Origin of the sequence: Flavobacterium praedii, from assembly GCF_026810365.1 — a bacterium.
GTDB classification, from domain to species: domain Bacteria; phylum Bacteroidota; class Bacteroidia; order Flavobacteriales; family Flavobacteriaceae; genus Flavobacterium; species Flavobacterium praedii.
Window position 1 is genome coordinate 3699461 of sequence record NZ_CP113948.1, and the last position, 13170, is coordinate 3712630.

The 13170-nt window shown below is 33.6% G+C and carries 10 protein-coding genes; 3 read left to right on the forward strand and 7 right to left on the reverse strand.

Going from position 1 to position 13170, the window contains the following annotated elements; genetic code table 11:
- The first annotated feature begins 191 nt into the window (after positions 1-191).
- Together OYT91_RS15655 and OYT91_RS15660 are read left to right on the forward strand one after the other, a co-directional pair.
- The gene (locus tag OYT91_RS15655) at positions 192-2369 is read left to right on the forward strand and encodes a carboxy terminal-processing peptidase (protein WP_432419429.1); all 2178 of its coding nucleotides are present in this window, start codon (positions 192-194) and stop codon (positions 2367-2369) included.
- A 263-nt stretch (positions 2370-2632) separates the two neighbouring features.
- Positions 2633-3247 carry a deoxynucleoside kinase gene (locus tag OYT91_RS15660; RefSeq protein ID WP_281238698.1) on the forward strand — a complete coding sequence of 205 codons (615 nt, stop codon included), beginning with the start codon at positions 2633-2635 and terminating at the stop codon, positions 3245-3247.
- Between the two features lie 85 nt (positions 3248-3332).
- Here OYT91_RS15660 and OYT91_RS15665 read toward each other — a convergent pair whose 3' ends face one another.
- From OYT91_RS15665 to OYT91_RS15695, 7 genes are all read right to left on the reverse strand, one after another.
- Positions 3333-5915, reverse strand: coding sequence for a sodium-translocating pyrophosphatase (locus OYT91_RS15665; protein WP_281238699.1), 2583 nt, complete (start codon positions 5913-5915; stop codon positions 3333-3335).
- Positions 5916-6030: 115 nt separating this feature from the next.
- A complete protein-coding gene (locus OYT91_RS15670) occupies positions 6031-6561 on the reverse strand; it encodes an inorganic diphosphatase (RefSeq protein ID WP_269223975.1) in 531 nt (176 codons plus the stop codon).
- Between the two features lie 256 nt (positions 6562-6817).
- Positions 6818-7420 carry a DNA-3-methyladenine glycosylase family protein gene (locus OYT91_RS15675; RefSeq protein WP_281238700.1) on the reverse strand — a complete coding sequence of 201 codons (603 nt, stop codon included), beginning with the start codon at positions 7418-7420 and terminating at the stop codon, positions 6818-6820.
- A 56-nt stretch (positions 7421-7476) separates the two neighbouring features.
- Complete coding sequence (locus OYT91_RS15680) at positions 7477-7791, reverse strand: type II toxin-antitoxin system RelE/ParE family toxin (protein ID WP_269223973.1); 315 nt, start codon at positions 7789-7791, stop codon at positions 7477-7479.
- Positions 7773-8015, reverse strand: coding sequence for a hypothetical protein (locus OYT91_RS15685; RefSeq protein WP_281238701.1), 243 nt, complete (start codon positions 8013-8015; stop codon positions 7773-7775). The genes OYT91_RS15680 and OYT91_RS15685 overlap by 19 nt, the downstream gene beginning before the upstream one ends.
- Before the next feature lie 320 nt (positions 8016-8335).
- Entirely contained in the window at positions 8336-10837 is a 2502-nt protein-coding gene (locus tag OYT91_RS15690) for a DUF5686 and carboxypeptidase-like regulatory domain-containing protein (RefSeq protein WP_281238702.1), read from the reverse strand.
- Between the two features lie 130 nt (positions 10838-10967).
- Positions 10968-11948, reverse strand: coding sequence for a pyruvate dehydrogenase complex E1 component subunit beta (locus tag OYT91_RS15695; RefSeq protein ID WP_269223970.1), 981 nt, complete (start codon positions 11946-11948; stop codon positions 10968-10970).
- Between the two features lie 444 nt (positions 11949-12392).
- On the opposite strand from OYT91_RS15695, the gene OYT91_RS15700 reads away from it, so the two are divergent.
- Entirely contained in the window at positions 12393-13139 is a 747-nt protein-coding gene (locus OYT91_RS15700; RefSeq protein WP_269223969.1) for an electron transfer flavoprotein subunit beta/FixA family protein, read from the forward strand.
- Positions 13140-13170 lie beyond the last annotated feature (31 nt).

Sequence of the window (13170 nt, forward strand, 5' to 3'; positions counted from 1 at the left end):
TGAACGATTGATTTTCTCAGTTGAAAAACTAATTTCTATCTTTAACTAAATATTATGTAGTTGTTTAGTTGTTACTTTAGATTTTAATGTAATTTAGAATATTCTTTTAGTTTTAAATTAGGAGCTTTGCAAAAACAGCTTATATTCATTAATAAAATAAATGCATTCTTTCCTTCTAAACAGCATAAAGGATTAGCAAAATCTTTCTACATATGAAAAATACCTATAAATCACTCATAGCAGTAGTACTTCTTTCGGTTACTTTGTTTTCTTTTTCAGTTATTTCAAAAAAAGCATCAGATCCAGATAGAGATAAGTTACTATTAGAATTGTTGACGTTTGTAATAGAGAAAGGGCATTATAATCCAGCAACCATAGATGATAATTTTTCAAAAGGAGTTTATAAGGATTATATAGCTGCCTTGGATCCTTCTAAACGATTTTTCTTGCAGTCGGATATCAATGAGTTTTCAAAATACGAATTGGAATTAGATGATCAATTAACGAATAAAGATTTAACATTCTTTAATCTTACTTACGATCGTTTAATGCTTCGTATGGAAGAAGGGAATAAAATATTCAAAGAGGTGTTAATTCAACCTTTCGATTATAAAATAGAAGAAGATTTTAGTGTAGATTATGACAAAGTTCCGTTTGCTAAAAATGCTGTAGAATTGAAAGAAAGATGGAGAAAACAAATAAAGTTATCTACTCTTTCCTCTTTTACAGATAAGCAAAAATTAGAAGAAGATAAAAAAATAAAAGATCCAGCTTATGTGGTGAAATCAAATGCTGATCTCGAAATTGACACTAGAAATAATACCTTAAAATCATTAAACGATTCTTTTGGATTTATGTATGATTTAAAAAGAGATGACTGGTTTACATTATATATAAATGCGATTATGTCTCAGTTTGATCCACATACAACTTACTTTGCTCCCGAAGAAAAAGAGCGTTTTGATACCAGTATCAGTGGTAAATTTGAAGGGATTGGCGCTCAATTGCAAAAGAAAAATGATTATATTGAAATTTCTGAACTTATTTCTGGTGGGCCAGCTTGGAGAGGAAAACAACTCGAAAAAGGGGATTTAATTATGAAAGTAGCACAATCAAATGAAGTTGCTATTGATATAGTTGGTATGCGTTTGTCTGAGGTTATAAAAAAAATAAAAGGACCAAAAGGTACAGAGGTTCGTCTTACCGTAAAAAAAGCCGATGGTACATTGCAAATTATTCCTATTATTAGAGATATTGTAGAGATTGAAGAAACATATGTAAAATCAAGTGTTGTTGAAAAAAATGGTTTTAAATATGGTGTGATTTATTTGCCGAAATTTTATATTGATTTTGAAAATAAAGATGGAAAAGGAAGAGATGCCGCAAAAGATATTGCACTTGAGGTTGATAGACTGAAAAAAGAAGGAATAAATGGAATTGTTCTGGATGTGCGTGATGATGGTGGTGGTTCTTTGTCTGCGGTTGTTGATATTGCGGGTTTATTTATCAATGAAGGGCCAATTGTTCAAGTTAGATCTGCTGGAAAAAAAGAAATCCTTTATGATACGGATAAGAAAATAGAATGGGATGGGCCGTTGGTAATTATGGTTAATGAATTTTCTGCATCAGCATCTGAGATATTAGCTGCAGCTATTCAGGATTATAAAAGAGGCATCATAGTTGGCAGTAAACAAACGTATGGAAAAGGAACAGTACAAAGAGTAATTGACCTGAATCAATACGTAAGAAATACTAATTATGGTGATTTTGGAGCATTGAAAACTACGATACAAAAATTTTATAGAATAAATGGAGGCTCTACTCAATTGGAAGGAGTAAGCAGCGACGTTGTTATGCCTGATCGCTATGCCTATTTAAAAATGGGAGAACGTGATGAAGCACATGCATTGCCTTGGGATAAAATCGATCCAGCGCCCTATACGATTTGGAGTCATACTTCAAAATTTGATCAAGCAATAATTAACAGTAAAAAAAGAATTGAAGAGAATGTTCAATTTAAATTGATTGAAGAGAATGCCAAATGGATTGACAACAGAAGTAATGAAAATACGTATAGCTTGAATTTAAACAAATTTAAAGTAGCTCAAAGTCAAATTGAAGAGACAGCTAAAAAGTTTAAACCAATTGTTGATTATAAGAATAATTTAAAATTCACTTCATTGCCATACGAATTAGAAGGCATGAACAATGATCCAGTTCTAAAAGAGAAGAGAGAAAGATGGCATGAAAATTTATCAAAAGATATTTATGTTGAAGAAGCTTTGAATGTATTGGATGATTTACAACCCAAATCTATTGTAAAAACTAATATTCCATTTGATAAAAAAGGTAAATTAGTTAAATCGTAGCGTTTTCTGATTTAAAATAAATAATAAGTGACTGTTTTGAATCTTGAGGGACCCAAAAGCTACGGGAATTTACGGACTATTATTTGAGTAAGGTTTTTTTTGTGAAAAAAAATACAGTTCCAAGGAATAAATTGAATTTGTTTGCGTTTGTTAAATGGAGATGAATATTTTGAAAAATCGTCTTTGAAAAGCTATCGCTAAGACTAAATTTTATCTATTTTTACAACCTCAAATAATTTACAACCTCAAATCATAACAGCATAATGCACATAGCTATAGCAGGTAACATAGGCTCAGGAAAAACAACATTAACCCGTTTGCTAGCTAAACATTTTAAATGGGAACCACATTTTGAAGAAGTTGTAGACAATCCTTATCTTGATGATTTTTACCATCAAATGGAGCGTTGGTCTTTTAATCTACAAATTTATTTCTTGAATAGTCGTTTTCGTCAAATCATGCAAATTCGCGAAAGCGGAAAAAAAATTATTCAAGATAGAACCATTTACGAAGATGCTCATATTTTTGCGCCCAATCTTTATGCTATGGGATTGATGACACATCGTGATTTTGAAAATTATTCCTCTCTTTTTGAATTGATGGAATCTCTAGTCAAAGCACCCGATTTGTTAATCTATTTAAGAAGTTCTATCCCTAATTTAGTAGGGCAAATTCATAAGCGTGGTCGTGAATATGAAAATACAATTTCGATTGACTATTTAAGTCGTCTTAACGAACGTTATGAGGCTTGGGTACATACCTATAATAAAGGCAAAATTATGATAATTGATGTTGATCACATTAATTTTGTAGATAATCCTGAAGACTTAGGAAATATCATCAATCGAATTGATGCCGAGTTGAATGGGTTGTTTTAGTTTTTAAAATCCTTTTGTTAAGTACTAAATAAAAGAAAAGCCTCGAATTTATTTCGAGGCTTTTCCTATTTAATAAGTGTGATTCTTATTTCAAAGCGTCAATTTGTGCTTGAACTTCAGCATCTGTTCCTTGAAATTGCTTTACTACAACAGTTCCATTTACAGTTGTTGTAACGGTAGCACTCACTTTACCATTTAGATTTGTTTTTTCAATTTTAACTTCGTTTGTCATAGACATTGGCTTTTTGGCACAACATGCTTTTCCTTTTGGTTCAACAAATTTTCCGTCTTTATCATAATGAGACAAACACATTTCTTTTTGCTCAGGAGAACATTTTAGGCTGTCGCACATTTTGGCGCATTCTTCTTTGGTCATTTTGGCACATTTGCTCATGTCGCATTTACCCATCATCATATCGCCTTCTCCCATCGTGCATTTTTTCATTCTGATTTCTTTCATGGTACAAGTGCCTTTTCCTTCAATAGTGCTACTTCCGCTTCCTAAAATCGGAGCCATTACCAAACCAATCAAACAAGTTAATTTAATTAAGATGTTCATTGATGGTCCAGAAGTATCTTTGAAAGGGTCACCAACAGTATCACCTGTAACCGCTGCTTTGTGGGCATCCGATCCTTTGTACGTCATTTCTCCATTGATCATAACACCAGCTTCAAATGATTTTTTAGCATTATCCCAAGCACCACCAGCATTGTTTTGAAAAACTGCCCAAAGTACTCCAGAAACAGTAACTCCAGCCATATAACCACCCAACATTTCGGCAATTAATTGATTGTTGCTTCCGTATACTAATTTTCCTAAAAGAACAATAGCAATTGGAAAACCAATCGTTAAAACTCCAGGCAACATCATTTCGCGTAAAGCGGCTTTAGTCGAAATATCAACACATTTTGCATATTCAGGTTTTCCAGTTCCTTCCATAATTCCTGGAATTTCTTTGAACTGGCGACGTACTTCGTACACCATATCCATAGCTGCTTTACCAACCGAATTCATCGCTAAAGCGGAGAAAACAACAGGTATCATTCCACCAACGAATAACATTGCCAATACCGGTGCTTTAAAAATATTAATACCATCAATTCCTGTAAAAGTTACATAGGCAGCAAATAAAGCCAAAGAGGTTAAAGCTGCCGAAGCAATCGCAAAACCTTTTCCAGTTGCAGCAGTAGTATTTCCTACTGAATCCAAAATGTCGGTTCTGGTACGTACTTCTTTTGGTAATTCACTCATTTCAGCAATTCCACCTGCATTGTCAGATATCGGTCCAAATGCATCAATAGCCAATTGCATTGCTGTAGTGGCCATCATTGCAGATGCTGCCAAAGCTACACCGTAAAATCCTGCCAAAGCATAAGAAGACCAAATTGCAGCCGCAAACAATAATACGGTTGGGAAAGTAGAAATCATTCCAGTTGCCAAACCTGCGATAACGTTGGTTCCTGCACCTGTACTCGATTTTTGAACAATTGCCATTACAGGTTTTGTACCTAATCCAGTGTAATATTCAGTTACCGATGAAATGGCACCACCTACAACTAATCCGATAAGTGTAGCATAAAAAACACGCATTGAAGAAATATCCATAGATCCTTCTCCAAAGAATGTCATACTCATTGTTTCTGGAAGCATATATTGCACTAAAAAGTAACATGAAATAGCGGTTAAAACAATAGAAACCCAGTTTCCAATATTCAAAGCCTTTTGTACTTGAGCTTCTTTAGCATTTTCATCTGTAATTTTAACCAACATTGTTCCAATTATAGAAAACAAAATTCCAAAACCAGCTATTGCCATTGGTAATAAAATTGGTCCTATTCCGCCAAAAGCATCCTGAATGTTACCACCCATATCTTTTATCACATAATTTCCAAGAACCATAGCTGCTAAAACGGTTGCTACATATGATCCAAATAAATCGGCTCCCATTCCAGCAACGTCTCCTACATTGTCTCCAACGTTATCAGCAATTGTTGCAGGATTTCTAGGATCGTCTTCTGGAATACCAGCTTCTACTTTCCCTACTAAATCAGCACCTACATCGGCAGCTTTGGTATAAATTCCTCCGCCCACACGAGCAAAAAGAGCAATTGATTCAGCTCCAAGAGAGAAACCGGCTAAAGTTTCTAAAACAACGGTCATATCTTCTGTAGAAGTCCATTGCCCTTTCATAAATATTTGAAAGAAAACAATAAAAAAACCGGTTAACCCTAAAACAGCTAAACCGGCTACGCCTAATCCCATTACAGTTCCACCACCAAAAGAAACTTTCAAGGCTTGTGGTAAACTTGTACGAGCCGCTTGTGTAGTTCTAACATTGGTTTTTGTTGCGATTTTCATTCCCATATTTCCTGCCAAAGCAGAGAAAAAGGCACCAAACACAAATGCTACTACTATTAAAATATTGGTTTTAACTCCAGGAATAAAAGTGATACCGGCTAAAACAATACTTGCGATTAATACAAAGACGGCTAATAATCGGTATTCTGCCTTTAAGAAAGCCAAAGCTCCTTCATATATATAATCTGATATCTCTTTCATTTTGCCATCCCCAGGATCTTGTTTTAATACCCAAGATCTTTTGATAGCCATAAAAATAAGTCCTATTATTGCCATAAAAATTGGCACATAAATCATAATTGAATTCATAAATATTCTTTTTGGTTTGTTAATTTTAAAAAATTGTAATCGATAGCAATTTAAACAAAAAAAAGCAACACTCATTGAAGAGTATTGCTTTTTTTATAAAAATATAGGGTAAAAATTATTTAATACTAAATAATCCTTCTGGTTTATTTTCTATTTGCTCAAAACGTTCTGTACATTCTTTAATAATAGCGTATGCTTCATTTACATCTCCCCAACCTTCAACATCTACTACTTTGTTTTCTAAATCTTTATATACTTGAAAGAAGTGTTCGATTTCTTTTAACAAGTGTGGGTTGATATCTGATAAGTTTTCTAATGAATTCCAAATCGGGTCTGAAACGGGTACACAGATTACTTTTTCGTCTGGTCCTTTGTCGTCTGCCATATGGAAAACGCCAATTGGTTTTACTTCCATTACACAACCAGGGAAAGTTGGCTCATTTACCAAAACCAAAACGTCTAATGGATCACCATCCAAAGCTAAAGTTTCTGGAATGAAACCATAATCTGCTGGATACATCATAGAAGAGAATAACATTCTATCAAAACGCATTCTTTTTATGGCAAAATCGTATTCGTATTTATTTCTACTTCCTCTTGGTATTTCGATTAATACATCAAAAGTTTTTAATTTGTCTGCAGTCATTTTCGTTTTATCTTTTCTTGTTTTATTAACGAGTGCAAAAGTAATCAAAGAATACTTTTTTACAATAAAAAAAGACAATTTAATCCAGTGATAAGGGATTCGTTCGCTGTATTTAGCTTTGATTTCCACTTTACGACACAATTGCACTCAAAATAATTGAAAAACAATCTATCAAAAAAGTCTTTTTGTAAAGAGTTTGGGTTTTAAAATCTGTAGTTGCAAAACCATAATCCGCTATGGTCTAATTGTTACTTTCTTAATATACTATTGTTCTTTTTCTTTTTTTAAGGTAGTAATGCCAAAGCAAAAAAGTGGCGTAAGAGCGATAAGGACTCCATTGGTCCGTAAGAACTTCCATTTCTTTTTTGTCATGAATATCAAGCAACTCTTTTATTGTGTTTACAACCGCAATATCACCTAATGGAATTAAATCGGGTTCTTGCAGGCAAAACATTAAATAAATATCGATAGTCCAATTGCCAATTCCTTTTATTTTTATAAGCTCTTCACGAACTTGTTGAGCCGATTTTTGATGCAAACTATCCAAGTCAATCTCTTTATTCAATAGGGCTGTTGCCAATGCTTTTATGTAAGTTATTTTTTGTCGGCTTACGCCAAAGGCTCTGTATTCTTCGTCTGAAACTAGAATTAAAATCTCGGGTTCTAAACTCGGATATTGAGCCTTTATTTTCAAAAAAGTAGCTTTTGCGGAATCTATAGAAACTTGTTGTTCCAAAATCAACAGCACCAAAGTCTCGAATCCTTGTGGTCTTTTTGGGATTGTTGGTAATCCGTAAGTGTCAATAATCTGTTTGAAAATAGGATCTTTTTGAAATAAATGGTCTATTGCTTGTTGCATGGTTTATATTCGGAACTTGTAATGTTTGAAAAATACATTTCAATAAGGATAAAAATCTATTCATTAAGAGATAGTAAGATTTTAAGTATTTCGGGATCTTGTCTATTGTCCCAAAAAGTAACCACATCTATCGACAAATCAAAAACTCTGTAAAACAGACTGTAGTCACCCATGATATAAACTCGAACGTCTATAATATCTGTTGGTTTTCCTAAATAAGGGAATTTCGTTAGTTGCTTTGTCGCCTGTTGGGTTTGTTTCAATAATTTTTTAGAAAACACATTGGACTGATTTCTTTCGAACCAATATAAGAGTATATTTTTCCTTTGCAGATATGCGATTCTAGACCAAATTATTTTCCGTTGAGCCATTCCAAATCTAATCTGTCTATTTCTTCTTGGGTAAAATAATTTCCATTATCTATATCTTTAATCCCTTGGAGAATGGCTTGTTTTTGTGAATCATTTGTAGTGTATTGGATTTCCGGCAAATTTAATGAATTTAATACATCATCAAGGGCGACAAGCATTCTTTCATTATCAATGGATTGAATTCTTTCAATTATTTTTCTTTTATGAGTGTCGATAGAAATCATAACATGCTGGTTTTAAATTCAAATTTACATTATTTTTTCAAATAGGTCATTCATTTTTATGGTTTTCTAAATCACTTCTAAAACTTAAGATATAACTTAGATGCACAAGTCTAAACTTCATACCAAAAAGAAAAGCAATATTAAAATGGAAGTGTCTATAAAATTTGCAATGATCCATTTGCCTTTAATTTAAAAATATTTTATAAAGACAAATTTTATGAAAATCCCGAATGCCCTAGCCCAGATAGAAGGGAAAATCCTTTTTTTAGGCTATTTTTCTTAGCCTAAAAAAAGATTGGAATGATAGCTGGATAAAGCTCCTAAAAATAGAATCCAAAAGATCCTTTTACAGTAAATTTATTGGTATTTGGCGTGTCGAGATAGCTTCCTCTCCAAGAAAAATCCAAACGGAATACCTTGAAGATGTTTCCAATTCCGGCGTTGTATTCCCAATAGACATTTTCTGGAGCTACATATTCGAGACCTGAAGCATTGATGGCTCTATTGGCATCTGAAACGGTTCCATAAGCGGCTTTTACACCGACAAATTCTCTCCAATTGAGTTTTCTAAGAAATGGAACCCTGGCAAACAGCCTTCCGTTGAAATCATGATTCCATTGAAATGTAGCATATTGATCGGTAACAAATTCGTAATAATTTAGATTACTAAAAGCGTTCTCTATGGTGAAAAAAGTTTGATTACCTGGAACGACACTCATTAATCCTAAAGGAACTGTTCCAAAAGTTTTACCCAGTTCCAAAATCAAATTAGTACGGCCTAACGGACCAATAATTATAGGTTGTTTGTAATAGAGTTCGAGTTTTTTGTAATTGAAATCACTGTTGATAATTCCTTTATATCCTTGACTATAATTGACAAAAAGGGTAGTGTAGGGGCTGTTAGCAATGCTTCTTTCTACGCCGTAAGCTATGGTTCTTCTGTTTGGTGTATACTCGGCTTGTATATTAAATTCAGATTGAGTGGTGTTGCTTTTTACAACTCCTGCTGGATTTGCCACAGTTGGTAAAGTGGTATAATAATCCAAACTGAAAACAGCTGAGGCCGATTCTAGTGTTTTATAACTTACCCCAGTTTGTAATGTTAGGTTTTTTAGGGGTTCTATCGCAACAGAGGCATTCGTCAAGCCTAAATTTGTCAATTTACCATTGGACCCTGTCGTAAAAAAGGACGAAGAGCCATAGCTTCTTGCTAAAATATCATTGGTTGTGGTTAAGCTAGCACCCAATTGTTCGACATCGCGTCTGTTTCCTCCAGAAATAATGATTCTGTTTTTTTTGTCAATCATCCATTTTCCTGCAAAACCGTATTTAAACTTTTGGTCTTTGAATCCATAAGCAGTAAACGCTTGAACACGCCACGTATCATTTGGGCCAAAATAAGTACGACCTCCTAATTGTGTTCTAAATCCCTCGACTTCATTGTAGCCAAACGTGGAGAAAATAGGTCCAATATCTAAGAAATCATAATTGATGTATCCACTCGCTAATATTTGAACTAAGTTGGTAATTCGTTTGAAGGCTTTTACATTTTGTAAAGTATCGAGCATTTTATAGACTCCTTGTTCGTCTTTACTTAATTTTTCGAATCGATTTTCTTCCCAATACTCATCACTTTTTTTATAGACTTCGTTATCTACAAAATTGACTTCTTCTTTGTAGAAATTAGCAGGTTTCTCGATATTGAATTTGTGATTTTGATAATAAGTGGTTCGCTTTCCGTAAACTCCTTTTGATTTTTCTTTTTTATTTACCGCAAAATCAGACATCAAATAATCTTTGGTCAACAGAAAGATAGAATCGTTTAATACATCAAATTCTTGTTCTACGTAAATGTCTTTTACCCAGTTGATATTGGCACTTTTGGTAACGGCCATATTGATTTTTTTGATAGCAAATGTGGTGTCATTTACCCAAAAATCCCCTTTGAAAGTAAGTTCGTTTTTTCGTCTAGGATAAAAAACAATATTAAAACACCATTTTTTGTCTATGAAAGCACTGTCCTTTAAAACATAATTATAGACATCAATTCCCGTTTTAGATAGTGGACTTGTAAAGCTTTTGTCAAATAATGCGATGTAATTATTGTAGATATTATAATCAGAATATAAATCTTTTATGAAAGACAATATTTGTTGATTTCCATCAAATCCAGACGTTTTATTGGCTTTTGTTATCTCTTTTATTTTCGGTATTTTATTGTCACCATACACGTCAACCAATGCTTCATTTACAAATATGGGCAAATACGTTTTTCCGGTAATTTTAGAAGTGTCAACATGATCAAAAATGAATTCCATGCCTTTGAAAATTTTTTGTTTTCTATAGGCACTGTCAATAGAATTAATGTCAAATTCTACTTTTTCATATTTTTCCATTTGGTATTGAGCAAATTGATATAGACCATTTTTGCGCTTTTTCTCCCAAATTTTTCTCAGAATATCGAGAGCGGGATTATTCTTCTTAGAAGTTTTGCCCGTAAAAATAACGACTTCTTTTAGACTCTCTTGTTCATTAAGTTCAATTGTAAAATTATAATTAACCGATTTGGTAAGCGTTATTTCTTTTTCGGAAAAGCCTACCGAGCTTATAATTAACGTTTTGTAAGTATTTGGAGATTCCATATAAAAACGTCCATCTTCATTAGTCACGGTACCAATACTAGTGTTTTTAAACACAACATTGGCAAATGGAACAGGTTGTTTGGATTTGTCAACAACAATCCCGCTCACTTTTGTTTGTGCAATAAGTGAAGATGTAGTTGATACCAAAAATAAAACGAGAACCTTCAGTAGATTTTTCATAATGATCAAAAAAAAACTTCATCAAATTTAAATGTCTGATGAAGTTTCGAGTTTTATTTTTTTAGCTATTTAAATTTTTTAATTAAAGGGTTTAATCTAAAAGTTTAATAAATCTAAGCAGTCTAAAAATCTATTTTTTATACAATACTTTTTTCACTGCTTTCACAACATCGGCAGCATTCGGCAGCCATTCTTTTAATAATACTGGAGAATATGGTGCTGGAGTATCGGCTGTTGTAATACGTTGGATTGGTGCGTCTAAAAAGTCAAAAGCTTGCTCTTGAACCAAATAAGCAATCTCCGAAGATACACTTGCAAATGGCCAAGCTTCTTCAAGAATAACCAATCGGTTTGTTTTTCTAACAGACGTTAAAATCGCTTCGTTGTCCATTGGGCGAACCGTTCTTAAGTCAATAATCTCACAAGAGATACCTTCTTTAGCCAATTCATCTGCTGCGATGTACGCCTCTTTGATGATTTTACCAAAAGAAACAATAGTTACATCCGTCCCTTCACGTTTGATATCAGCTACACCAAGAGGAATTGTATATTCTCCATCTGGAACTTCGCCTTTGTCACCATACATTTGTTCTGATTCCATGAAAATAACAGGGTCATTATCGCGAATTGCCGATTTTAATAAACCTTTGGCATCATAAACATTGGATGGAACCACTACTTTAAGTCCAGGAGTGTTGGCAAACCAGTTCTCGATTGCTTGTGAGTGTGTTGCTCCCAATTGTCCAGCAGAAGCCGTAGGACCACGAAAAACGATAGGCACATTAAACTGTCCACCAGTCATTTGACGCATTTTGGCAGCGTTATTTATAATTTGATCAATTCCAACCAAACAAAAGTTGAAAGTCATATACTCAACAATCGGACGACAACCATTCATTGCCGATCCTACAGCAATTCCAGTAAAACCAAGCTCAGCAATTGGCGTGTCAATCACTCTTTTCTCACCAAATTCAGCAAGCATTCCTTTTGATGCTTTGTAAGCTCCGTTGTATTCAGCAACCTCTTCACCCATTAAGTATATGGACTCATCGCGACGCATTTCTTCACTCATCGCTTCGCAAATGGCCTCTCTAAATTGTATCGTTCTCATATTATATAGTCTGTGTGTAATTTTAGAAACGCAAAATTAATTATTTTAAATTACTTAAATGCATAAAACACTTTAAAATAACAAGCTTTTATGCTATTGTGTTTTTTGTAGCTGTTTCCGGCTATTCGCTATATCTTCTTGAGGCCTCTTTTAAAAAAAACGAGACCTCAAGAAGGATGCCGCTTCTATCCGGGCTAGGGCTGCAGTTGTATGTAGCTGTTTTTGGTTTCATAACGCAATGTAAATCAAGTCTAAAAAAAGATTTATTCTATTAGTATCACAAAAGTTATTGAGTTATTTATAATAATTTGCAATAAAATCTTTCTTGATGCTATGCTGGCTTCGAAATCGTAATAGTTGTAAAAAATATTATGCATGCATAATAAATAATTCAATTTATTATTTTAAATTTGTCCAAGAAAAAAAGAATTTAAATATATAATTATGAAAATATTAGTTTGCATCAGCCACGTTCCTGATACTACTTCAAAAATCAATTTCACTAACGGAGATGCTGAATTTGATACCAATGGGGTTCAATATGTTATTAATCCAAATGATGAATTTGGTCTAACTCGTGCGATTTGGTTTCAAGAGCAACAAGGAGCTACAGTAACTGTGGTAAATGTTGGTGGGCCGGATACCGAATCTACTTTAAGAAAAGCATTGGCGATAGGAGCCAATGAAGCCATTCGTATTAATGCCAATCCAACGGATGGTTTTTTTGTGGCTAAACAATTGGCTGAAGTAATCAAAAATGGTGGTTATGATATTGTAATTGCAGGTAAAGAATCATTGGATTACAACGGAGGAATGGTTCCTGGTATGATTGCAGGGATTTTAGGATACAACTTTTTAAACTCTTGTACAGGAATCACTGTAGAAGGAACAAATGTTACAGCCGTCCGTGAAATAGATGGTGGAAAAGAAACAGTAAGTTCTTCATTACCTATTATTATTGGGGGTCAAAAAGGAATTGTTGAGGAAAAAGATTTGCGTATTCCAAATATGAGAGGAATTATGACAGCCAGAACAAAAGTATTAACAATCCTTGAGCCTGTAGATGCTGCTATAAATACTAAAGCCGTAAAATTTGAAAAACCAGCTCCAAAATCAGCAGTAAAATTAATTTCAGCTGATAATTTGGATGAATTAATTAATTTATTGCACAACGAAGCGAAGGTAATCTAGTAATCAGTTTTCAGTCCGAGTTTTCAGTTGC